Here is a 23,721-nt window from a genome sequence, read left to right on the forward strand (position 1 = left end):
CTTATCGCGCGCCAAACCCGCCCGATGTCGGCGTGGTGACAATCACCGCCTCGCCGGGCTCCAATACGGTCTGGTCGCAGGCCTTCAGGGTTTCGAGCATGCCATCCAACCGGCGGACCTGAGTGCTGCCGACCTCGCCGTCGCCGCCGCCATCGATCCCGCGCGGCGGGCGGTTGCGGTGCGAGGAGAGGATGGCGCACTCCATGCTTTCCAGGAAGCGGATGGTTCGTTTTGTGCCGTCGCCGGCGTTCCAAAGACCCTTGCCGCCCGAGCCTTCGCGGATGTGGAAATCTTCCAGCAGCACCGGGAAACGCAGTTCCAGCACTTCGGGGTCGGTGAGGCGCGAATTGGTCATGTGGGTATGGACGCCCGATGTGCCGGAAAAACCGCGCCCGTCATTCATGCGGCCGGCCGGCGAGCCGGAACAGATGGTCTCGTAATACTGGTAGCAGTCGTTGCCGAAGGTGAGGTTGTTCATGGTGCCCTGCGCGTTGGCGAGCGCGCCCATGGCGCCGAACAGCGCGTTGGTGACATGCTGCGAGGTCTCGACATTGCCGGCGACGACCGCGGCCGGATAGGACGGCTTCAGCATGCAGCCGTCGGGGATGATTATGTTGATCGGCCTCAAGCAGCCGGCATTCATCGGGATGCTGTCTTCGACCATCACGCGAAAAGCGTAGAGCACGGCGGCGCGTGCGACCGGCTCGGGGGCGTTGAAATTGTTTTTCATCACCGGCGAGGTGCCGCTGAAGTCGACCGTTGCCTCGCGTTTTTGGCGGTCGACGGTGATCTTCACCTTGATCACCTGGCCGGTGTCGGTCGGATATTCGTATTCGGACGTGTCGGGCAGGCGCTCCAGCACGCGGCGCACGCTTTCGGCGGCGTTGTCCTGGACATGGCCCATATAAGCCTCGACGACATCCAGCTCGAAATGCGTGACCATCTTGCGTAGTTCGGCGACGCCCTTTTCGTTGGCGGCGATCTGTGCCTTGAGGTCGGCGATGTTCTGGTGCGGGTTGCGAGCGGGGTAGGGGTGGTCGGTGAGCAGGCGGTGGAGTTCGGCCTCGCGGAATCTTCCTTGAGCGACGATGCGGAAATTGTCGAAGAGCACGCCTTCCTCGTCGACCGTCGTTGCGAGCGGCGTCATCGAACCGGGCGCCGTGCCGCCGACATCGGCATGATGGCCGCGCGCGGCGACCCAGAAGAGGATTTTTGGCGATTGGCCAATCTTCTCCTCAAACACCGGCGTGACCACCGTGATGTCCGGCAGATGCGTGCCGCCATTGTAGGGCGCGTTGAGCGCGAACACGTCGCCCGGATGTACGTCGCCTTCGTTGAGCCGAATGATGGTTTCCACCGATCGGTCCATCGAGCCCAGATGCACCGGCATGTGAGGGGCGTTGGCGACCAGTGCGCCGGTGTGATCGAAGACGGCGCAGGAAAAATCCAGGCGCTCCTTGATGTTGACCGAATAGGCGGTGTTCTGCAGCGTCACGCCCATCTGCTCGGCGATCGACATGAACAGGTTGTTGAAGACCTCCAGCATCACCGGATCGGCCTCGGTGCCGATCGCCGCCTGCCGGCGTTTCTTCTCGACACGGCGCATCAATACGTGGTTTTTCGCGGTGATCTCGGCGCGCCATCCGGGCTCGACGACGATGGTCTGGTGAGGCTCGATGATCAGCGCCGGGCCGGCGACACGGTTGCCGGGGCGCAGGGATTGGCGCCGGAAAATGCCTGCGTCCTGCCAGCCGCTGTCGACGAAAATCGCCCTGCGTTCGGAAGGATTTGCATCCGTTTCCTGCAATGTTGATTCCACTTCGGCGCCGGCCGTGCCGCGGTTGTCACTGCCCTCGACGGCGACCGCCTCGACGATCATCGGCTTCGCTTCGTAGACGAAGCCGAACTGCGCCTTGTGGGCGCGCTCGAAATCGGCTTTCGCCTGATCGAGTGAACCGGCCTGGAAGGGGACGGGCAAAGCGGTATCGGTTCCGTCGTAGCGGATATGCAGCACCGGGCGGCAGGCGGCGTTCCGCGATTGGATGCCCTGGTCGGCGAGTTCGGCCAGCACGCCGGCTTTCAGCGTCTCGATCAAGACGTCGATCGCCTCGTGCGAGGCTTCGTCGAGTGGCTTCAAAAGCCCCTGCTGGCGCGAGGCGAAGACCGAGGCGAGCCCGATGCCATAGGCCGAAAGCAGGCCGGAGAACGGGTGGATGAGCACCGCTTCCATTCCGAGCGCGTCGGCGACCAGGCAGGCGTGCTGGCCGCCGGCGCCGCCAAAACAGTTGAGCAGGTACTCGGTGACGTCGTAGCCGCGCTGCACGGAGATCTTCTTGATGGCGTTGGCCATGTTCTCGACGGCGATGGTGACGAAGCCTTCCGCCACGGCTTCGGGCGCGCGGCCGTTGCCGACCTCGTCGGCGAGTGCGGCGAATTTTTCCCGCACCGCATCGCGGTCGAGCGGCTGGTCCTGGCCGGGGCCGAAGATCGCCGGGAAGAAATCCGGCTGCAGCTTGCCCAGCATGATGTTGGCGTCGGTGACGGTAAGCGGTCCGCCGCGCCGGTAGCTCAAGGGACCGGGATTGGCGCCGGCCGAATCCGGGCCGGCGCGAAAACGGCCGGCCTCGAAGTGCAGGACGGAGCCGCCGCCGGCCGCCACGGTGTGGATGCGCATCATCGGCGCGCGGATGCGCACGCCGGCGACCTCGGTGTCGAAGGCGCGCTCGTAGTCGCCGTAGTAGTGGGCGACGTCGGTTGACGTGCCGCCCATGTCGAAGCCGATGACTTTTTCGAAACCGGCGGATTTCGCCGTTTCCACCATGCCGACCACGCCGCCCGCGGGGCCGGAAAGGATGGCGTCCTTGCCCTGGAATTTTTCGGCGGCGGTGAGGCCGCCGGAGGACATCATGAACATCAGGCGGGGGGATGACGATTGGCGGATCTCCCCCCAAGCGGGGGAGATGCCCGGCAGGGCAGAGGGGGGCAACGTAGAGCGCGAACCGTCTCCATCTGCTTCCGAAAAAGGCTGAGATGTTGGCAGGACAGCGCGCCCCTCTGTCCTGCCGGACATCTCCCCCGCTTGGGGGGAGATTGGCAGCTTCGGCGTAGCGCCCAACTCCTCCGCCACCCGCCGCACATACCTCGCCAGAATCGGCGACAGATACGCGTCGACAACCGTGGTGTCGCCGCGGCCGACCAGTTTCACCAGCGGCGATACCTCGTGGCTGGCGGAGACCTGGGAAAATCCGGCCCCGCGGCAGAGTCTTGCCACCGCGCGCTCGTGTTCCGGATATTTCCAGGCATGCATGAAGACGATGGCCACGGCATCGATTCCGTCGGCCTTGCCCTGTTCGATGGCCGGGATGACGCTGGAGAGATCGAGGAGCCTTTCGACGCAGCCGTCGGCGCGCACGCGTTCGTCCACTTCGACGACACGCTCATAGAGCTGCTCGGGGAGGATGATCTCCTTGGCGAAGATGTCGGGCCGCGCCTGGTAGGCGATGCGCAGGGCGTCGCGAAAACCTTTGGTGATGAGCAGCAGGACGCGGTCGCCTTTGCGCTCCAGCAGCGCGTTGGTGGCGACGGTCGTGCCCATCTTGATCTCGCCGATCAGGCCGGGCGGGACGGCGGCGTCGCGGTCGACGCCGAGAAGGTCGCGGATGCCCTGGATGGCGGCGTCGCGATAGGCCTCGGGATTTTCGGAAAGCAGTTTTGCGGGATGCAGAGAGCCGTCGGGCGCACGGCCGATCACGTCGGTAAAAGTGCCGCCGCGATCGATCCAGAAATCCCACTTGCCGTTCACGGTCCGCTCCGTCCGGGTTGCGCCCGAGTGATAGCGGAAAGTTTTGGAGCGGTCACCGCGCTGCCCGTGTGCGGCCGGCGCTCAAAAACAATTTCGCCCGCGCTTGGGAGCACGCGGGCGAAAAGATCGGTCGGCAGTGTGGAGGGGCTTACTTTGCCGTCCGCGACTTGGAAGCCGGGATCGGTACGCCGCCGTCGGCAGCCTTGATCAGATTGTAGATTTCGGCAACCGAATCGCGAACCGCCAGCACCTTCTGTTTCGCATCGCCTTTCTTATCGGCTTCGTCGGCGAAATAGAGCGTCGATCCGCCGCCCGTGCGCGGGCCGACATGCGTGAGACGATCGACATCGACCAGAACCGGTTCGAGGTCGTTTCGCGTTAGTTTAATCCACATAACTTGTTACCCTCCAAGTGTTGTCAAAGCATCGGCCCTCATTGACCGAAACCGTGCGGAAGAAATGTAACGAAAGGTGGCCTTTCTAGAACCGCGGCGCCGCGAACACAAGCGCGCTTTTTGCGAACTGCAATCAGCAGGCGAGCGAACGCCGGAGAAGGCAGGGCGGGACGCCTCCCGTATGTTCATCGCGAAATGTTGCAGCCCGTCGCCAAGCGTGAAGAAACGTATGGGCCGTTTCAGCATTTCTCAGGCGACGTAGTGCAACGTCGAAGAGAGAGGAAGACTGCCATGAAGAAGTTCATCCTGGGTTCCGTGTCGGCGCTCGCCCTGCTGGGCGCAGCCGCGTGCAGCGACAGCTCGGACAATACGACGACCCAGAGCACGACGCCTCCTGCCGACCAGGGCACGCAGCCCGCCACGCCGGAAGCTTCGCCGCCGCCGGCCAGCGATCCGGCAAAGCCAGCTCCGACCGAGCCGGCGCCCGCGCAGTAGGGGCGGCAGCAAGCCACGTCGGAAGGCCCGGATTTCCGGGCCTTTCTCTTTCAAGTAGGGCAGTAGGGCAGTAGGGCAGTAGGGCAGTAGGGCAGTAGGGCAGTAGGGCAGTAGGGCAGTAGGGTGATCTGCTCCCGGCATCTGCCTTAACAACGCGGTCGCAACGTTCCGTTGACAGCTCTGCGAGTTAGCGCTTTGCCCTACTGCCGATTGCGCCTCGCCAAGTGGTGGCGGCTTGGCTATGAAGCGGCATGTCGATCTGGGCCCGCATCGGAGAATTCGTCATCAGGGCCGGCGCCTCGGTCGGTGCCGGTGCGGCCGACCTTGCCGAGGCGGTGCGCACGGTATTCTCGGGCGATCCCGAACTGCGGCGCCGCGTCGCCTTCTCGATCGCCATGATCGCGCTTTCCGCCAAGATGGCGAAGGCCGATGGCATCGTCACCCAGGACGAAGTTCGCGCCTTCCAGCAAATCTTCTCCGTGCCGGCTGACGAAGCCCGCAACGTGGCGCGGCTTTACGATCTGGCGCAGGGCACCGTAGCCGGATTCGAGGCCTACGCGGAAAAGATGGCTGGGTTGTGCGGCTCGGGCAGGCCGAACTGCGGCATGCTGGAGGACATACTCGACGGATTGTTCCATATCGCCAAGGCTGACGGGCTGCTGCACGAGCGGGAAGGGCTCTACCTGCGCCGGGTCGCCGAGATATTCGAGATCAGCGATGAACACTATCGCACGATCCTGGCGCGGCACATCGATGTCGACGACGCCGACCCTTATGCCGTGCTCGGGGTCGAACGCGGCCGCCCCTTCGAGGAGATCAAGCGGCGCTACCGGAAACTGGTCGCCGACAACCATCCAGACAGGTTGATCGCGCGCGGCCTGCCTGCCGAATTCATCGCCATCGCGACGACACGGCTCGCGGCCATCAACGGGGCCTACGAGATGATCGAACGCGGCATGCGCAGCCTATGAGCGTTTTCGCGGCGGACCAGCCGGGGGCGGACGTCCGGCCTTCGCCGAATTTCGGAGAGCGACGCGACGGACTCACCCCGGAGATCGTCGTGCTGCATTATACCGGCATGACGACCGGGCCGGAGGCCGAGGACTGGTTGTGCAATCCCGAGAGCGAGGTGTCTTCGCACTACCTCGTCCATGAGAACGGGCGGATCGTGCAGATGGTACGCGAAGTCGACCGGGCTTGGCACGCCGGAAAGAGTTCTTGGCGCGGCGTAGCCGACATCAATTCGCAGTCGATCGGCATCGAGGTCGTCAATCCCGGACATCAACTCGGTTATCGGAGTTTCCCGCCGCGGCAGATCGCCTCTGTGATCGCACTGTGCCAAGGCATCGTCGCACGGCATCGGATCCTGCCCGAGATGGTGCTGGGCCATTCCGACGTGGCGCCGGGACGAAAGATCGATCCCGGCGAAAAGTTTCCATGGCGCGCGCTCGCCCGTGCCGGGGTGGGGCACTACGTCCGCCCCGCGCGGCATCGCCGCGGGCCGGTGCTGTGCGTGGGCGATGTGGGCGAAGCGGTGGAGCGGCTGCAATCCGCGCTTTCCGGCTACGGCTACGGCATCGACGTCAGCGGCCGCTACGATGCCGCGACCGCCACGGTGGTCGCGGCGTTCCAACGCCATTTCCGCCCGGGAAAGGTCGACGGCGCCGCCGACCGCGCAACGCTGGAAACGCTGCGCGGGCTGCTCGCCGCACTCCCCCAATCGCAGGATTGACGCTGCGGAAGCAGCCGGTCCCGTGCCAGGCCTCTGTAACAATTCGTAACACAATGTGATTGGCGGTGCCCTTTTCACCCCAAAATTGGCGATCAAACGGCTGGGCCTCCCGCCGGCGCGGCTCCCACGCGCCTACGACAGAACCGACCGCGCATCCTTGCCGGCACTTATAAAACAGGACCTGATGAACAAGACGATCGTGTTGACGGTGGCTCTCGCCGCCGGCCTGACCACTTTTGCCGCCAGTGCGGCCGAATCCCCCACCATCCCGCGTACCCCGCTGTTCTCCACGCAGAAAGCGGTCTCGACGGAGAAGGCGAAGCCGCGCTCGAAGGCGGCGCGAAAACTTGCCTCCAAGACGAAGGCAGCCACTCTTTCCAAGGCTTCGGCGGAAAAACCCGTCATCGTGCGCACGCCGCTGTTCACCACCCGTAACGCCGAGGCACGGACGGAGAAGACGGCTGCTACAGGCAAGGCTGCAAAGGCGCACGCCAAGGCGACCGAGAAGGTCGGCCAGAGGCCGAAGGTGAAACGCAAGACGGCGAAGCTCGATGTCAAGACGTCGAAGCGGAGCGTCAGAACGGCCAAAGCGAGCCGCGGGAAGGCGAAATCGACGGTCACGACCGTGGTGGAAACCACTGTCGAGGCGAAAGCTTCGGGTTATCCGGTGAAGTTGGACGCGCTCGCGTCGAAGGCGGTTGACGGATCCGGACCCTATCATGCGGTGATTGCCCGCTATGCCGCGGAATATGGCGTGCCGGTTTCGCTTGCCCACGCGGTGATCAGCGTCGAAAGCAGCTACCGGCCGAACGCGACAGGTTCTTCCGGCGAGGTCGGGCTGATGCAGATCATGCCGGCCACGGCGCGCGGCCTGGGCTACAGCGGGTCGGTGTCGGCTCTTTACAATCCCGAGACCAACATCCGCTGGGGCATGAAATACCTGGCCGGGGCACATCAGCTCGGCGGCGGCACCACCTGCGGCACAATCCTGAAATATAATGCCGGGCATGGCGCCACGCGCATGAACCCGGTGTCGCGGGCCTATTGCGGCAAGGTGCTGCGGTTCCTGTCGAACTGATCGGGCCGCAACGGCAGCGCCTGCGCGCTACCGCCGAAATGGCGAGGAAAAGCAGGGGGTTGGGGTTGCATTTTGCCGCCCGAGCCCCTTTATAAGGCGTGTCAGCCGGCCGGGCGGCCGCACCCGCAAGCGCCGAAAGGCGGCGGGTGAGGAAAGTCCGGGCTCCATGGAGACACGGTGCCGGTTAACGACCGGCGGGGGCGACCCCAGGGAAAGTGCAACAGAAAGCAGACCGCCCCGCCGATAAATCGGCCCATCTTTATCGGGCAGACCGCCGCAAGCGGGCCGATCTATAGGCGGGGTAAGGGTGAAAGGGTGGGGTAAGAGCCCACCGCGCTGCCGGCAACGGGAGCGGCACGGCAAACCCCACCGGGAGCAAAACCGAATAGGGATGGCGCGAGGGGCGACCCTCAGGACTGTTTCCGGTCCGGCCATCCGGGTAGGTTGCGTGAGGCGCGGAGCAATCCGCGTCCAAGATGAATGGCCGCCACGTTCGCGCGCCGAAAGGCGCGCGGGCCATACAGAACCCGGCTTACAGGCCGGCTGACATTTTTCCGCCTTTTCAAGCGGTTAGGCGAGGCGCCTGATCAACAGAGTCAAGTCGCTTGCCACCGCCACGACCGCCGCCGCTGCTTGGGTGGCGGGGTTTCGCGCGATCCCGTGAAGTCCGGAATATGCAGTGATTTCAGCAGCTTGCGCTGGAACGCAGCGACAGATAGCGCTTCGCGCTTCACGCGGGCCCTATTTTTGGCCGGTCGGCCTGCCTTTTTGGAGGTTTTGAGCTTACGGCGGAGACGATTTTCGCGCAGCGGATTTTATGCGGTTCGACGGTCGAGTGATCCAAGGAAATACAATCTTAGATTGAGAAAATGTCAATCGCTTCACCTATCGGTGGCCGACAGCGACCGGTCGATCGCCTGCCAAAGATCCTCGGTGGGCTCGCAGCCGACCGACAGGCGGATGAAACCCGGCGCCACCGCGTCGCCCCAGCGGGCGCGGCGCTCGGCCGAGCTGTGCACGCTGCCGAAGGAGGTGGCTGGCTGCAGCAATTCGCAGCCGTCGATGAAGGCCTCCGCCGTTTCGGCGCTTTTCAGCGTCAGGCCGATCAGCGAGCCGAAGCGCAGCATCTGGGTGGAGGCGAGGTTGTGAGAGGGATGGTCGGGCAGGCCGGGATAGCGCACCGCCTCGACGGCCTTGTGCCGTTTCAGCCTTGCGGCCAGGACACCGGCGGAAGAACACATGCGGTCGAAGCGCAGTTCGAGCGTCTCCAGGCCGCGATGCAGCAGCCAGGCCTCGAACGGGCCGGGGATGCTGCCCGACAGTTCGCGCCAGCGACGCACCGATTCGAAGATTTCCGTGTCCCGGGTGGCGACGTGGCCGAACAGCGTGTCGGAATGGCCGTTGGGCGCCTTGGTGTCGGCGGCGACGAGAATGTCGGCGCCGAGATCGAGCGGCCGCTGGCCAAAGGGCGTCATGGTGGTGTTGTCGGCGACCACCAGCGCGCCAGCGGCGTGCGCGGCCCTCGCCACCGCGGCGATGTCGCAGAGCTCGAGGCCGGGATTGGCCGGCGTCTCCACAAAAACCAGCCGGTAGCCGTCGAAGCCGCCGTCGAGGAAGGAGGCGGTCGGCCCCAGGTCGAAGGAAACGCCGAAGCGCGACAGGAAACGTTCGCTGAGAACGCGCGTGGTGTAATAGCCGTCGGACGGCAGCAGGATGCGGTCGCCGGACTTCAGGAGGCCGAAGAAGACCGCCGAAATGGCCGCCATGCCGGAGGGGAAGGCCAGGCAGGGCGCGCCCTCCAGATGCGACAGCATTTCCTCCGCCGCCTCCCACGTGGCGTTGTCGAAGCGGCCGTACTGATTGAAGTCTTTCGGATCACCGGGCAGGTGATAGGTGGAGGCGAGCGTAAGCGGCAGCGCGACCGGCTCGCCCTTCATGAGTTTTTGCCGGCGCAGGTGCTGCAGGCTCGCCGCGCGGGAGGTAGGGGTGTCGGTCATGGTGGTGCCCGCCTCGCTATGACAATTGTCGAAGACGTGATGCGCCGCAGCAACAGCCGTACCTGCCGCGCGAGGTCTTGAGTATCGCCATGCAAAAGGCGCTGCAAGGATGGTTTGCCTTCGCCGTCGGCCGGAACTGGACCTCGGCGGGCTATCCGTCCGACAGGCGGCCCGGCGTATCCGCCGCCGCCGCGGGGGGCGCGTTAATAACCCTTCGTTAGTCTTAATGGACCATAAAGCATGGTGGGCCGGAAAAGCTCCCGCCGGGCGCCTGGCCGGCCCATCCTGATGACCCGGTCCCGTTGACGCCCATACCAGCCCATGTTATCCCATTTCCATATTCAGCAGCGCGTGCGGGGACGGGTGACGGCGTCGAACATTTCGGCGACCGGCCTTGGCGTTTTCCGGTCGTTGGTTCGCGCTGGCCGGGTCCCGAACGGGCCTGGGAAAAGCGCGTCGCACGGGGCGCGGGACAGGAGGGATGCGGCCGCCGCATCGGATGATGGACCGGTTTCTGTCGAACGCCGTCAACAGGATCGATGCGAAGGGCCGCGTCTCGGTGCCGGCGCATTTCCGCGCGGTGGTGCAGAAGCGCGGCTATTCGGACCTCTACGCGCTGCGGGCGCTGGACGCGCCGGCGATGGATGTGGGCGGGCCCGACCTGCTCGACCGCTACGAGCAGCGCATCGCGCAGGAGGACCCTTTCCTGGGGGCGGGGGACGACATGTCGTTCTTCGTGCATGGCGAGGGGACGTTTCTCAAACTCGACCAGGACGGCCGCATCACCATGAGCGATTTTGTCCGCGAGCATACGGGGATCACCACGGAAGCAGTTTTCGTCGGCCGCGGAGCGTTCTTCCAGATCTGGGAGCCGGGGCGGTTCGAGGCGCATGGCAAGGCCGTTCGCGCGCGGCTCGCCAGCCTGAGGCAAGGCCGGGAGAGTATTGGTGCGAGGGCGTCGGAATGATGGCGGGCCACGGCGAGGACGGCCTCGCGGTTGGCGGACCGGCCCGCCACATTCCGGTTCTCCTTGACGAGGTGATGGCCGCACTGTCCCCGGAAGCCGGGCAGGTCATTGTCGACGGCACGTTCGGCGCCGGCGGCTACACCAAAGCCATCCTTGCCAGCGGCGCGTCAGTTATAGGCATCGACCGCGATCCGGACGCGATTGCCAAGGGCAGGGCGCTGGAGGCGGCGTCGGAAGGGCGGCTGCGGCTGGTGCAGGCGCCGTTCTCGTCGCTGGACGAGCATGCGGAACAAGTCGATGGCGTGGTGCTGGACATCGGCATCTCGTCCATGCAGGTCGACCAGGCCGAGCGCGGATTCTCGTTCCGCTCCGACGGGCCGCTCGACATGCGCATGGCGCAGGCGGGCGTCTCGGCGGCAGACGTGGTCAACCGCTACAAGGCCGGCGATCTGGCGCGCATCTTCGGCCTGCTCGGCGAGGAGCGGCATGCCGGCCGCATCGCCCGCATGATCGAGAAGCGGCGCGCCGAAAAGCCGTTTTCGCGCACCACGGAGCTGGCGCAGGCGATCGCCGACCTCGTCGGCTTCCCACCGCGCGAAAAAATCCATCCGGCGACGCGGGTGTTCCAGGCGTTGCGCATCCACGTGAATGACGAGCTGGGCGAACTGGCGCGGGCGCTGTGTTCCGCCGAGCGCGCGCTGAAGCCCGGCGGGCGGCTGGTGGTGGTGACCTTCCATTCGCTGGAGGACCGCATCGTCAAGCGTTTCATCGCCGACCGCTCGACCGATCCGGCCGGTTCGCGGCACCTGCCGCAGAAGCAGGCGATCGTCCCGACCTTCCGCAAGCTGGGTGGCGTGGTTGCGCCATCGGAGGCGGAAGTGGACCGCAACCCGCGCGCGCGTTCGGCGAAGCTGCGCGCCGCGGTGCGTACCGACGCGCCGGCGCGGACGGGCGACGGCGACCTGTTCGGCCTGCCGAAACTTCCAGACATTCGCATGACCGCAGAGAGGTAGATGTGTTCCGGACAAGCGACATGGTGCTGATCGCGGTTATGGTCTCGGCAGCCGCCTTCACCTACAAGACCAAGCAGGAGGCCGAACACGAGCGGGTCTCCGTGCGCAAGCTGGAGCAGCAGATCCGGCTCGAGGAGGATTCCATCGCGCTGCTCAAGGCCGACTGGAGCCTGCTTACCCAGCCGGCGCGTCTGCAGAAACTGACCGAAATCTACCAAGCCGATCTCAAGCTGCAGCCGGTCGACCCGCATCAATATGCGAAACTCGACGAGATCCCGGTCCGGGCGCTGGAGATCCAGGACATTATCGGTCAGGCGCACGATCTGGTGGCGGGCGGCGAAGCAACGGACGAAACCCGGACAGGCGCGGTGCGGCAATGATGAAATTCTGGCGCGGAAAAGCGGCTGCCGCGGCAAGCTCGACCGCCTCGATCGTGGTCGACGGCGCACGCATGGCCACTGGCGGACGCACGAAAACGCGCGTCGTGATGACCATGGCGGTGTTCTTCGGAATCTATACGGCGATCGCCGGCCGGCTGGTCTATCTCGGTTTCCAGGAGCCGGACGCCGGCGGGCCGCCGGTGTCGCGCGTCACCGCCTCGCGGCCGGATATCGTCGACCGCAACGGCCAGGTGCTGGCGACCGACATCAAGACGGCGTCGCTGTTCGCCGAGCCGCGCCGCATCGTCGATGCGGACGAGGTGATCGAAAAACTGTCGACCGTGCTGCCCGACCTCGAGATCGAGCAGACCTATCACAAGCTGAAGGGCGGAGCCGGTTTCGTCTGGCTGAAACGCCAGCTCACGCCGCGCCAGCAGTCGGAGATCATGGCGCTCGGCCTGCCGGGCATCGGTTTCCGCACCGAAAAGCGGCGCTTCTATCCGGGCGGCCCGACAGCCTCGCACATTCTCGGCCTGACCAATATCGACAACCAGGGCATTGCCGGGATGGAAAAGTACATCGACGACAACGGCCTTGCGGACCTGCAGGCGTCAGGGCTGGCGGTGGCCGGCGACCTGCAGCCTGTGAAACTGTCGATCGATGTCAGGGTGCAGCACATCGTGCGCGACGAGATCTCGCAGGCGATGCAGCGCTATCACGCCATCGCCGCCGGGGCCGTGGTGCTCAACGTCAAGACCGGCGAGGTGCTGGCCATGGCGTCGGTTCCGGACTTCGATCCGAACAATCCGGTCAACGCGCTGGACAAGGACCGGCTGAACCGGATGACCGGCGGCGTCTACGAGATGGGCTCGACCGTGAAGAGTTTTACCACGGCGATGGCGCTGGATTCCGGCAAGGTGACGATGCAGAGCCGCTTCGACGCCAGCCGCCCGATCACCATCGGCCGCCAGACCATCCGCGATTTTCACGGCAAGGGCAGGGTGCTCTCCGTGCCGGAGGTGTTCATCTATTCGTCCAACATCGGCTCGGCGCGCGAAGCCGACGTGGTCGGCGTCGAGGGTCACCGGGATTTCCTGAAGCGGCTGGGACTGCTCAGCCGCATGAAGACCGAACTGCCCGAGGTGGCGAAACCGACGGAGCCGAAGGTCTGGAAGAAGGTGCATTCGATCACCGCCGCGTTCGGCCATGGCTTTTCCACCACGCCGCTGCAGACGGCGGTGGGATGCGCGGCGCTGATGACAGGCATGCTGCTGCCGCCGACGTTCCTGCCGCGCAGCGAGAGCGAAGCACAGGAGGCAGGCGAGCAGGTGGTCACGGACTACACGGTCGAGGGCATGCGCTATCTCTACAAGCTCAACGCCACCAAGGGCTCGGGCGGTTCGGGCGCGCGGGCACAGGTTCCCGGCTACCGCGTCGGCGGCAAGACGGGCACCGCGGAAAAGGTGGTCAACGGCCGCTATGCGGGCAATGTGCGCTTCAATGCTTTCGTGGCGTCCTTCCCGATGGACGATCCGCAATATATCGTGCTGTCGATCATCGACGAGCCGAAGCCGGAGAAGCCGGGCATGGGTGCCACCGCCGGCCTGAACGCCGCGCCGATCGTCGCAAACATCATCCGCCGTTCGGCCGCCATGCTTGGCGTGAAGCCTGATTTCAGCCATGAAGGCGGGGCAACGCTCGCCTCAAGCCAGTGATTCTTGATCGAGGCGCGCGGACAGGGCGCGCCGCTTGTTTATGACGACCGGACCGAAGAACGAAACCGTCCCATGAAGCTCGCCGATATCGCCACCTTCCTGCCGGTCGCGCGGGGTCTGCCCGCCGATCTGGAGGTAACCGGCGTGACCTCGGATTCGCGCGTCGTCAGACCGGGCACGGTGTTTGTCGCCGTGCCGGGCACGAAGACCGACGGGTCGGTCTACGCCGCCGACGCCGAGGCGCGCGGAGCCGTCGCGGTGGTCGCCGCACACGATGCGTCGCTGGGAGCACTGGTCGTACCCGCGATCCGGGTGGATGATCCGCGCCTTGCCCTGGCGCTGCTGGCGGCGCGCTTCCACGGCAGGCAGCCCGAGACCATGGTTGCGGTGACCGGCACCAGCGGCAAGACCTCCGTGGCGTCGTTCACGCGCCAGATCTGGGAGCATGCCGGCCATGCGGCGGCCAGTATCGGCACGACCGGCGTGATCGCGCCCGGCCGCAACGAATACGGCTCGCTGACGACGCCCGACCCCGTGGCGCTGCACCGGTTGCTGGCAGAACTGGCGGAAGCCGGCGTCACCCATGCGGCGATGGAAGCGTCCAGTCATGGGCTCGACCAGCGGCGGCTGGACGGGGTACGGCTCGCTGCCGGCGCCTTCACCAATCTCGGCCGCGACCATATGGACTACCATCCGACGGTCGAGGATTATCTGAAAGCCAAGTTGCGGCTGTTCGATACGTTGTTGCCGAAGGGCGCGCCGGCAGTGATCTTTGCCGACGACGTCTATTCCGAGCCGGCGGTCAAGGCGGCGAAGGCTGCCGGGATGAATGTGCTGACTGTCGGACGTCATGGCGATTTCCTGGCGCTCAAGCGGGTCGAGCACGAGCGCTATCGCCAGCGCGCCGAGATCGAGCATGCCGGAGAGATCTTCGAGATCGATCTGCCGCTTGCCGGCGATTTCCAGATTTACAACGCGCTGGTCTCGGCCGGACTGGCGATCGCGACTGGAACACCTGCCGGCAAGGCCTTGAAAGCCTTGGAGAAACTGAAGGGTGCTTCGGGCCGGCTGGAACTCGTCGGCACCGACGCCAACGGCGCGCCGGTCTATGTCGACTATGCGCACAAGCCGGATGCGCTGGAGAACGTGCTTGCCGCTGTTCGGCCGTTCACGACAGGGCGGGTGATCGTGGTGTTCGGCTGCGGCGGCGACCGCGACCGCGGCAAACGGCCGATCATGGGCGAGATCGCCACACGGCTGGCCGACGTGACGATCGTCACCGACGACAATCCACGTTCGGAAGTGCCGGCGGAAATCCGGGCGGCGATCCTTGCCGCTGCGCCGGGCGCGATCGAGATCGGCGACCGCCGCGAGGCGATCCATGCAGCGATCGACATGCTGAATGCGGGCGACACGCTGGTCGTGGCCGGCAAGGGGCACGAAGAGGGCCAGACCATCGGAGCCGAGACCTTGCCCTTCTCCGACCATGAGGAGGTGCGGAAGGCCCTCCGGGAGCGCGCCGGATGAGCCTGCTTTGGACCACGGATGAGTTGGTCACGGCAATGGACGGCCGTCCGGTCGGCGCCATGCCGGCGGGCGTAGGGGGCATCTCGATCGATACCCGCACGCTGAAGCCCGGCGACGCGTTCTTCGCCATCAAGGGCGAGGTGATGGACGGGCATGATTTCGCGACCGCCGCCGTGAAGGCGGGTGCTGCGCTGCTGGTGGTAGCCGAAGGCAAGCTGCCGGCGCTGGGACGGCTGACTGCGCCGATGATCGTCGTGCCGGATGTGCTGGTCGGGCTGGAGAAGCTCGGCGTCGCGTCGCGGGCCCGCAGCAGGGCGAAGATCGTTGCGGTTACCGGTTCGGTCGGCAAGACCACGACCAAGGAGGCGCTACGCCACGTGCTGTCGTCGGTCGGCAAGGTGCATGCTTCCGACAAATCCTTCAACAATCACTGGGGCGTACCGCTGACGCTGGCGCGCATGCCGGCCGACAGCGACTACGCGGTCTTCGAGATCGGCATGAACCATCCGGACGAGATCCGGCCGCTGGTGAAAATGGTGAGGCCGCATGTCGCCATCGTCACGATGATCGCGGCGGCGCATCTCGGTTATTTCAACAGCCTCGACGAGATCGCGCGCGCCAAGGCCGAGATTTTCGAGGGGCTGGAGCCGAACGGATACGCGCTGCTAAACCGCGACGACAGCCGCTGGAAACTCCTGGCGCAACTGGCGCGCAATGCCGGCGTGCAGCACATCGTCGGATTCGGCGAGAATGCCCGCGCGCAGTTCCGGCTGCTGAAATGCGAGCTTGCAGCAGACCATTCGACGATCGCGGTCAAGGTCGGCGACACCACGCTGGATGTGCGCGTCGGCGCACCAGGTCGGCATATCGTGCAGAATACGCTGGCCGTGCTGGGCGCGGCCCGGTTGGTGGGCGCGGACCTCGAAAAGGTGGCCGCCGCTCTCGCCGACCTCGTGCCGGAGAACGGACGCGGACGGCAGCACAGACTGGACACGGAGACAGGCGCCTTCACGCTGATCGACGAGAGCTACAACGCCAATCCGGCATCGATGAAGGCGGCGATCGAACTGCTCGACGCCACGCCGGTGGCTGCGGAGGGCAGGCGTATCGCCGTGCTCGGCGACATGCTGGAGCTCGGCAGCCATTCGGCCAAGCTGCATGCCGGGCTGGCCCGGGTGCTTTCCGAGACCAGCACCGACATCGTGCTGATGGCCGGGCCGCAGATGAAGAACCTGGCGGACACACTGCCCGGTGACATGCGCAAGGAATACCGCGCCAGCGTAGACGACCTGAAGCCGATCCTGCTCGATGCGGTGGGTCCCGGCGACGTCGTCATGGTTAAATCGTCCAAAGGTATCGGCTTCTCCAAGCTCGTCGATGCTCTCCTCAACCGGTTCCCGGCACATGCCGGCGGCCAGAAACCAACCTGACCGCGGTTCCGGGGATAGGGGGACAATGCTCACGCTTCTGGTCAATTTCGCCGATCAAGTGTCGGCCTTCAACGTGTTCCGGTACATCACCTTCCGGACCGGCGGCGCGCTGATCACGGCGGCGGTGCTGGTGTTCATCTTCGGCCAGCCGATCATCGATTCGCTTCGGGTCCGGCAAGGCAAGGGCCAGCCGATCCGCGCGGACGGGCCGCAGACGCATTTCAAGAAGGCCGGCACGCCGACCATGGGCGGATTGATGATCATCTCCGGCATCGTCGGGTCGACGCTGCTGTGGGCCAACATCACCAGCGTCTATGTCTGGGTGGTGCTGCTGGTGACGCTCGGCTTCGGCGCGATCGGTTTCTACGACGACTATCTGAAGGTGACGAAGCAGTCGCATCTGGGTTTTTCCGGCAAGGCGCGGCTGGCGATCGAATTCGCCATCGCGGCCGTCGCCACCTGGGCGATCATGCATAACGGGGTGGCGCCATTCTCCTCGTCGCTGACCTTTCCGTTCATCAAGGATTTCCTGCTCAATCTCGGCTGGTTCTTCATCCCGATGGGCTGCATCGTCATCGTCGGCGCCGGCAATGCGGTGAACCTCACCGACGGCCTCGATGGGCTCGCCATCGTGCCGATCATGATCGCGGCGGCGTCGTTCGGGGTGATCGCCTATCTGTCGGGAAACGCGGTGTTTGCCGACTATCTGCAGATCCATTTCGTGCCGGGCACCGGCGAGCTGGCGGTGATCCTGGGCGCGGTGATCGGCGCCGGGCTGGGTTTCCTGTGGTTCAACGCCCCGCCTGCAGCTATCTTCATGGGAGACACCGGCTCGCTGGCGCTAGGCGGCCTCATCGGCACCATCGCGGTTGCCACCAAGCACGAGATCGTGCTCGCCATCATCGGCGGCCTTTTCGTCATGGAAGCGCTGTCGGTGATCATCCAGGTCGGCGTGTTCAAGATGACGGGCAAGCGGGTATTCCTGATGGCGCCCATCCACCATCACTTCGAAAAGCTTGGCTGGACGGAGAGCCAGGTGGTGATCCGCTTCTGGATCATCGCCGTCATCCTGGCACTGGTCGGGCTTTCCAGCCTGAAGCTCAGGTGACCTCATGATCGCCGCGCGCTCCTTTTCGGGAAAGAAGGTCGCGCTCTTCGGGCTCGGCGGCTCGGGGATCGCGACGGCGCGCGCCTTGATGGAAGGCGGGGCGGACGTGCTCGCCTGGGACGACAATCCCGACAGCGTGGCCAAGGCTGCCGAGCAGTCGATCCCGACCGGCGACCTGCGCGCGGCGGAGTGGCCTGGGTTTTCCAGCTTCGTGCTGTCGCCCGGTGTGCCGCTGACGCATCCGAAGCCGCATTGGACGATCGAGATGGCGCGCGGCGCCGGCGTCGAGATCATCGGCGACGTAGAACTTTTCGCACGCGAGCGCATAGCCCGGGCGCCGAATGCGCCGTTCATTGCCATCACCGGCACCAACGGCAAGTCGACGACGACAGCGCTCACCGCGCACATCCTGAAATCGGCGGGCCGCGACACGCAGATGGGCGGCAATATCGGCCGCGCGGTGATGACGCTCGACGAACTCGCCGACGACCGGTTCTACATTGTCGAATGCTCGTCCTACCAGATCGACCTCGCCCCCTCGATCAACCCGACGGCGGGCGTGCTGCTGAACCTGACGCCCGACCACCTCGACCGCCACGGCACGATGCAGCACTACGCCTCGATCAAGGAGCGGCTGGTTTCGGGCAGCGAGACGGCGATCATCGGCGTCGACGACATTTTTTGCGCGCAGATCGCGGATCGCCTGGAAAAGGCCGGCAAGCATGTCGTGCGGGTTTCGAAACGGCTGCCGCTGACCGACGGCTATTACGCCGACGGCACAAACCTGATGGAGGCGAGCGACGGGCGTTACGAGCGCATCGCCTTCCTCGAAGGCATAGGCTCTCTGCGGGGGCAGCACAATGCGCAGAACGCGCTGGCCGCGGTGGCTGCCTGCCTGAAGGTCGGGCTGGAACTCGGCGAGATCCAGTCCGGATTGGACAGCTTTCCGGGCCTGGCGCACCGGATGGAGCAGGTCGGGCGCAAGGGCAAGGTGCTTTTCGTCAACGATTCCAAGGCGACGAACGCCGATGCTTCGGCGCCGGCGCTGTCGAGCTTTCCGCGCATCTACTGGATCGCCGGAGGTCTGGCCAAGGAAGGCGGCATCGAGCCGCTGCGCTCCTATTTCCCGCGCATCGCCAAGGCCTACCTGATCGGCGAGGCGGCGCCCGCCTTTTCCGCCACGCTCGGCGAAACCGTGCCGTACGAGATTTCCGGAACGCTGGCCGCGGCTGTCGAGCATGCGGCCAAGGACGCGGAAGCAGACGGCGCCGGGGAGGCGGTGGTGCTCTTGTCGCCGGCCTGCGCCAGCTTCGACCAGTTCCGCAATTTCGAGGTGCGCGGCGATGCCTTCCGCACCGCCGTGGAAGCCCTCGAGAACGTCACGCCCATCGGAGGGGCACGCTGATGCCGACCAGCCGCCTGGACCGCAGCCCCGTCGCCGTCTGGTGGAGGACCATCGATCGCTGGTTCCTCGCCGCCTTCCTAATGTTGATGGGGCTGGGCGTGGTGCTGTCCTTCGCCGCCAGCCCGGCGGTGGCCGAGCGGATCGGACTGGACAGTTTCCACTTCGCGACAAGGCAGATCATCTACATGATCCCGGCGCTGGGCGCGATGCTGGCGGTGTCGTTCCTCACGCCCCGGCAGGTGCGGCGCATGGCGATCATCATGCTCGGCGTCTTTCTGCTGCTGATGGTGGCGGTGCTGTTCATCGGCGTCGAGGTGAAGGGCGCGCATCGCTGGGTGTCGTTCCTGGGCGTCTCCGTGCAGCCGTCGGAATTCTTGAAACCGGCCTTCGTCATCGTCTGCGCCTGGCTGTTCGCGGAAAAGGCGCGCAACCCGGCGATCCCCGGCAATGTGCTCGCCATGCTGCTGCTTTGTGTCGTCGTTTCGCTGCTGGTGCTCCAGCCGGACCTCGGCCAGACGATTCTGACGATCAGCACCTGGGGCGTGATGTTCTTCATGGCCGGCATGCCGTGGTTCTGGATCATCGCCATCGGCTCGCTGGCGGTGGCGGGCGCGTTCGGCGCCTATGTGACCTTCGACCATTTCGCCGGCCGCATCGACCGCTTCCTGACCGGCGAGGGCGATTCCTACCAGGTGGACATGGCGCATGACGCGCTGCTCAACGGCAAATGGCTGGGCGTCGGGCCGGGCGAGGGCCTGTACAAGAAGATGATTCCGGACAGCCATGCCGATTTCGTCTTCGCCGTGGCCGGCGAGGAATACGGCCTGATCATGTGTTTTCTGATCATGGCGCTGTTCGCTTTCGTGGTGTTGCGGGGCCTTAGCACGGCGCTTAGGGAGCAGGACGACTTCACCCGCTACGCGGTGTCCGGCCTGGTCTGCGTGTTCGGCTTCCAGTCGATCATCAATATGGGCGTCAATCTGCAGATGATGCCGGCCAAGGGCATGACGCTGCCCTTCATCTCCTATGGCGGCTCGTCGCTGATTGCGATCGCCATCTCCATGGGCATGGTGCTGGCGCTGACCCGCAAGAAGCCGACCCGGCGCACGCAGCCCGGCGCCGCCATGCTGGCGCGCCATGCGCTTCCGGCGGAGTAGCGGCGGAGCGACATGGCTAACGGGACGATCCTGCTGGCGGCCGGAGGAACGGGTGGCCACCTGTTTCCTGCAGAGGCGCTGGCGCATGAGCTGATCGCGCGTGGCTGGACGGTGCATCTGGCAACCGACGACCGGGCAGGGCGCTTTGCCGGGAGTTTTCCCGCGGCAGCCATCCATCCGATCGCCTCGGCGACCTTCGGTTCGCGCAATCCGATTAAGCTCGCCGCAGCCTTCTGGGCGATCTGGCGCGGCGTGCGGCAATCCTCCGACCTCATCCACCGCATCAAGCCAGCGGCGGTGGTCGGCTTCGGCGGCTATCCGACCATACCGCCGCTCTACGCCGCGACGCGGCGCAACGTGCCGACGCTGATCCACGAGCAGAACGCCGTGATGGGCCGCGCCAACAAGGCGCTTGCCGTGCGGGTCAAGGCCATCGCCGGTGGCTTCCTGAAGAGCGGCGAGAGTGGCGTTGCGGCAAAGATCGTCGAGACGGGCAATCCAGTGCGGCCGGCTGTGCTGGAGGCGGCGAAGATCGCCTATGCCGCCTCGCGGACGGGCGAGCCGTTCCATTTCCTGGTGTTCGGCGGCAGCCAGGGCGCGCAGTTCTTTTCCGACGCTATCCCCGCAGCAGTCGCGAAGCTCCCGGCGGACCTCAGGGCGCGGCTGAGGGTGACGCAGCAGGCGCGCGCCGAGGATGCCGAAGACGTCAAGAAAACCTATGCGGATCTTGGCGTTCCGGCGGAAATCTCGCCCTTTTTCACGGACATGGCGGCGCGCATCGCCGCGGCGCATCTGGTAATGTCGCGCTCCGGCGCCTCGACCGTGTCGGAGATCGCGGCGATCGGCCGGCCGGCGCTGTTCGTGCCCTATCCGCATGCGCTCGACCATGACCAGGCGGCGAACGCGGCGGCGCTTTCAGCGGCCGGCGGGGCTGAGGTACATCCGCAATCGACGCTGTCGCCGGAGCGGATAGCCGAGCTTCTCGGCGGACTGATGTCCGACCCGGCGCGGCTGGAAAAGATGGCGGCCGCGGCGAAATCGGCCGGCAAGCCCAACGCGGCGCGGTTGCTCGCGGACCTGACAGAGGCTATTGCCGAGGGCAGGACGATAGACGAATTCAGGGAGAGTGCCCGCGCATGAAGATGCCGCAGACCATCGGACTGGTGCATTTCATCGGCATCGGCGGCATCGGCATGAGCGGCATCGCCGAGGTGCTGCGCAATCTCGGCTATCGCGTGCAGGGTTCCGACCAGGCCGACGGTGCCAATGTGCAGCGGCTGCGCGAGAAGGGCATCGAGTGTTTTGTCGGCCATCGCGCCGAAAACCTCGGCGACGCCGAGGTGGTGGTGGTGTCGACGGCGATCAAGAAGAACAACCCGGAACTGGTCGCGGCGCGCGAAAGGCTGCTGCCGATCGTGCGGCGCGCAGAGATGCTGGCGGAACTCATGCGCTTCCGCCAGGCGGTGGCGATCGGCGGCACGCACGGAAAGACGACGACCACCTCGATGGTGGCGGCGCTGCTCGACGCCGGCGGGCTCGATCCGACCGTCATCAATGGCGGCATCATCAACGCCTACGGCACCAATGCGCGCATGGGCGCCGGCGACTGGATGGTGGTGGAGGCCGACGAGAGCGACGGCACGTTCCTGAAGCTGCCGGCCGAGATCGCGGTGGTCACCAACATCGATCCCGAGCATCTCGACCATTACGGCAGCTTCGACAGGGTGCGGGACGCGTTCCGGCAGTTTGTGGAAAATGTGCCGTTTTACGGGTTCGGCGTGATGTGCACCGACCATCCGGAAGTGCAGGCGCTGGTCAGCCACATCGAGGATCGCCGTGTCATCACCTATGGCGAGAACGCGCAGGCCGACGTGCGCTTCCTCAGCCATGGCATGAACGGCGGCGCATCCAGCTTCGACGTGATCATCCGCAACCGCAAGAGCGGCGCGGAAACTAGGATCGAGGGCCTCAGCCTGCCGATGCCCGGTAGGCACAACGTGTCGAACGCGACCGCGGCGATCGCTGTGGCGCATGAGCTTGGCATTTCCGGCGAGGCGATCCGAAAAGGCCTGTCCGGTTTCGGCGGCGTCAAGCGGCGCTTCACGCCGACCGGCACCTGGAACGGCGTGCGCATTTTCGACGACTACGGACACCATCCGGTGGAGATCAAGGCGGTGCTGAGGGCGGCGCGCGACGCCACCCGCGGCAGGGTGATCGCGATCGCCCAGCCGCATCGCTTCACCCGCTTGCGCGACCTGTTCGACGAGTTCTCCGCCTGCTTCAACGACGCCGACACGATCCTAGTAGCGCCGGTCTATCCGGCCGGCGAGGAGCCGATCGAGGGCGTCACGTCGGAAACGCTGGTGCAGCGCATCCGTTCGGGCGGTCACCGCGATGCACGCTACGTCGATGGACCCGCGGCGATCGCGCCAGCAGTGCGCGACCTCGCCAGGGATGGCGACCTCGTCGTCTTCCTCGGCGCCGGCAACATCACCCAATGGGCCTATGCCCTGCCGAAGGAACTCGGCGGCGAGGCCGCATGAAGAGCGGCGAGGCCCTTCTCAACTCGTTGGGCGACCGGCTCGCCGGCCTGCGCGGCCGCATCACGCCTGACGCCGAGATGGAGAAGATCACCTGGTTTCGCGCGGGTGGCACAGCCGACGCGCTGTTCCAGCCGGTCGACGAGGAGGATCTCGCAGCGTTCCTGAGGGCGGTGCCTGACGACGTGCGGCTCGCGGTGGTCGGCATCGGCTCAAATCTGCTGGTGCGGGACGGCGGGCTCCGTGGCTTTGTCATTCGCCTGTCCGCGAAGGGTTTCGGCGAGGCCGAGGTCATCGGCGACAACCGCATACGGGCGGGAGCTGTGACGCCGGACAAGCGGCTGGCAGCCATAGCGCTGGAGGCCGGCATCGGCGGCTTCCACTTCTACCACGGCATTCCGGGCGCTGTCGGTGGGGCGCTGCGGATGAATGCCGGCGCCAACGGCGTCGAGACGCGCGAGCGTGTCGTCGAGGTGCGCGCGCTCGACCGAAAGGGCAATCTGCACGTTCTGTCCAACGCCGACATGGGCTACGCCTACCGCCACTCTTCCGTGTCGAAGGAACTCATTTTCACGTCGGCGGTGTTCGAGGGCTATCCCGAGGATCGCAGCGCCATCAAGGCGGCGATGGACGCGGTGCAGCATCATCGTGAAACGGTGCAGCCGATCCGCGAGAAGACGGGCGGCTCGACCTTCAAGAACCCGCCCGGCACGTCGGCCTGGAAGGAAATCGATGCCGCTGGGTGCCGGGGCCTGATGATCGGCGGCGCGCAGATGTCGCCGATGCATTGCAACTTCATGATCAACACCGGCACCGCCACGGGCTACGACCTCGAATATCTCGGCGAAACCGTGCGGGCGCGTGTGCTGGAGAACTCCGGCATCCGACTTGAATGGGAGATCAAGCGGCTCGGCCAGTTCACGCCGGGACGCAAGGTGCACGAGTTTTTGGGGCAGTTGCTGTAGGGACTGTTGTTCTTCC

At 65.6% G+C, this 23,721-nt stretch carries 19 protein-coding genes and 1 other RNA gene; 17 read left to right on the forward strand and 3 right to left on the reverse strand.

What is annotated here, in order from left to right; translation table 11 throughout:
• Position 1 precedes the first annotated feature (1 nt).
• Positions 2–3,802 (reverse strand): hydantoinase B/oxoprolinase family protein, encoded by a 3,801-nt coding sequence (locus RB623_RS05225; RefSeq protein WP_308055706.1) that lies wholly within the window; start codon positions 3,800–3,802, stop codon positions 2–4.
• 148 nt (positions 3,803–3,950) lie between these two features.
• On the reverse strand, positions 3,951–4,196 hold the full coding sequence (locus tag RB623_RS05230; RefSeq protein ID WP_308055707.1) for a hypothetical protein: 246 nt from the start codon (positions 4,194–4,196) through the stop codon (positions 3,951–3,953).
• A gap of 291 nt (positions 4,197–4,487) precedes the next feature.
• On the opposite strand from RB623_RS05230, the gene RB623_RS05235 reads away from it, so the two are divergent.
• The 5 genes from RB623_RS05235 to rnpB all read left to right on the forward strand — a co-directional run bounded on the left by RB623_RS05235 (position 4,488) and on the right by rnpB (position 8,052).
• Positions 4,488–4,691, forward strand: coding sequence for a hypothetical protein (locus RB623_RS05235; RefSeq protein WP_308055708.1), 204 nt, complete (start codon positions 4,488–4,490; stop codon positions 4,689–4,691).
• Positions 4,692–4,942: 251 nt separating this feature from the next.
• Positions 4,943–5,662, forward strand: a complete 720-nt coding sequence (locus RB623_RS05240; protein WP_308055709.1) for a DnaJ family molecular chaperone — start codon at positions 4,943–4,945, stop codon at positions 5,660–5,662.
• Positions 5,659–6,423, forward strand: a complete 765-nt coding sequence (locus RB623_RS05245; protein WP_308055710.1) for an N-acetylmuramoyl-L-alanine amidase — start codon at positions 5,659–5,661, stop codon at positions 6,421–6,423. The genes RB623_RS05240 and RB623_RS05245 overlap by 4 nt, the downstream gene beginning before the upstream one ends.
• 184 nt (positions 6,424–6,607) lie before the next feature.
• Positions 6,608–7,501, forward strand: a complete 894-nt coding sequence (locus RB623_RS05250; RefSeq protein ID WP_308055711.1) for a transglycosylase SLT domain-containing protein — start codon at positions 6,608–6,610, stop codon at positions 7,499–7,501.
• Positions 7,502–7,602: 101 nt separating this feature from the next.
• Positions 7,603–8,052, forward strand: an RNA gene (gene rnpB / locus RB623_RS05255) — RNase P RNA component class A.
• Positions 8,053–8,382: 330 nt separating this feature from the next.
• Here rnpB and RB623_RS05260 read toward each other — a convergent pair.
• The gene (locus tag RB623_RS05260) at positions 8,383–9,498 is read right to left on the reverse strand and encodes a cystathionine gamma-lyase (RefSeq protein WP_308055712.1); all 1,116 of its coding nucleotides are present in this window, start codon (positions 9,496–9,498) and stop codon (positions 8,383–8,385) included.
• Between the two features lie 502 nt (positions 9,499–10,000).
• Between RB623_RS05260 and mraZ the strand changes: the two genes are divergently transcribed.
• From mraZ to murB, 12 genes are all read left to right on the forward strand, one after another.
• The gene (gene mraZ, locus RB623_RS05265; RefSeq protein WP_308055842.1) at positions 10,001–10,465 is read left to right on the forward strand and encodes a division/cell wall cluster transcriptional repressor MraZ; all 465 of its coding nucleotides are present in this window, start codon (positions 10,001–10,003) and stop codon (positions 10,463–10,465) included.
• The gene (gene rsmH, locus RB623_RS05270) at positions 10,462–11,478 is read left to right on the forward strand and encodes a 16S rRNA (cytosine(1402)-N(4))-methyltransferase RsmH (protein ID WP_308055713.1); all 1,017 of its coding nucleotides are present in this window, start codon (positions 10,462–10,464) and stop codon (positions 11,476–11,478) included. Before mraZ ends, rsmH begins: the two co-directional genes overlap by 4 nt.
• A gap of 2 nt (positions 11,479–11,480) precedes the next feature.
• Positions 11,481–11,858: a hypothetical protein gene (locus tag RB623_RS05275; protein ID WP_308055714.1), complete on the forward strand. Its 378-nt coding sequence runs from the start codon at positions 11,481–11,483 to the stop codon at positions 11,856–11,858.
• Complete coding sequence (locus RB623_RS05280) at positions 11,855–13,573, forward strand: penicillin-binding protein 2 (RefSeq protein ID WP_308055715.1); 1,719 nt, start codon at positions 11,855–11,857, stop codon at positions 13,571–13,573. The genes RB623_RS05275 and RB623_RS05280 overlap by 4 nt, the downstream gene beginning before the upstream one ends.
• 72 nt (positions 13,574–13,645) lie before the next feature.
• A complete protein-coding gene (locus RB623_RS05285) occupies positions 13,646–15,100 on the forward strand; it encodes a UDP-N-acetylmuramoyl-L-alanyl-D-glutamate--2,6-diaminopimelate ligase (protein WP_308055716.1) in 1,455 nt (484 codons plus the stop codon).
• Entirely contained in the window at positions 15,097–16,530 is a 1,434-nt protein-coding gene (locus RB623_RS05290; protein ID WP_308055717.1) for a UDP-N-acetylmuramoylalanyl-D-glutamyl-2,6-diaminopimelate--D-alanyl-D-alanine ligase, read from the forward strand. Before RB623_RS05285 ends, RB623_RS05290 begins: the two co-directional genes overlap by 4 nt.
• Positions 16,531–16,555: 25 nt before the next feature.
• Positions 16,556–17,638 carry a phospho-N-acetylmuramoyl-pentapeptide-transferase gene (mraY, locus tag RB623_RS05295; protein ID WP_308055718.1) on the forward strand — a complete coding sequence of 361 codons (1,083 nt, stop codon included), beginning with the start codon at positions 16,556–16,558 and terminating at the stop codon, positions 17,636–17,638.
• Between the two features lie 4 nt (positions 17,639–17,642).
• Positions 17,643–19,043: a UDP-N-acetylmuramoyl-L-alanine--D-glutamate ligase gene (gene murD / locus RB623_RS05300; RefSeq protein ID WP_308055719.1), complete on the forward strand. Its 1,401-nt coding sequence runs from the start codon at positions 17,643–17,645 to the stop codon at positions 19,041–19,043.
• Positions 19,043–20,200, forward strand: a complete 1,158-nt coding sequence (ftsW, locus tag RB623_RS05305; RefSeq protein ID WP_308055720.1) for a putative lipid II flippase FtsW — start codon at positions 19,043–19,045, stop codon at positions 20,198–20,200. The genes murD and ftsW overlap by 1 nt, the downstream gene beginning before the upstream one ends.
• 12 nt (positions 20,201–20,212) lie before the next feature.
• Positions 20,213–21,340, forward strand: a complete 1,128-nt coding sequence (gene murG, locus RB623_RS05310) for an undecaprenyldiphospho-muramoylpentapeptide beta-N-acetylglucosaminyltransferase (protein ID WP_308055721.1) — start codon at positions 20,213–20,215, stop codon at positions 21,338–21,340.
• A complete protein-coding gene (murC, locus tag RB623_RS05315; protein ID WP_308055722.1) occupies positions 21,337–22,743 on the forward strand; it encodes a UDP-N-acetylmuramate--L-alanine ligase in 1,407 nt (468 codons plus the stop codon). Before murG ends, murC begins: the two co-directional genes overlap by 4 nt.
• Entirely contained in the window at positions 22,740–23,705 is a 966-nt protein-coding gene (gene murB / locus RB623_RS05320; RefSeq protein WP_308055723.1) for a UDP-N-acetylmuramate dehydrogenase, read from the forward strand. The genes murC and murB overlap by 4 nt, the downstream gene beginning before the upstream one ends.
• Positions 23,706–23,721 lie beyond the last annotated feature (16 nt).

The sequence above is a fragment of the Mesorhizobium sp. LHD-90 genome, assembly GCF_030929505.1.
Classification (GTDB): Bacteria; Pseudomonadota; Alphaproteobacteria; order Rhizobiales; family Rhizobiaceae; genus Kumtagia.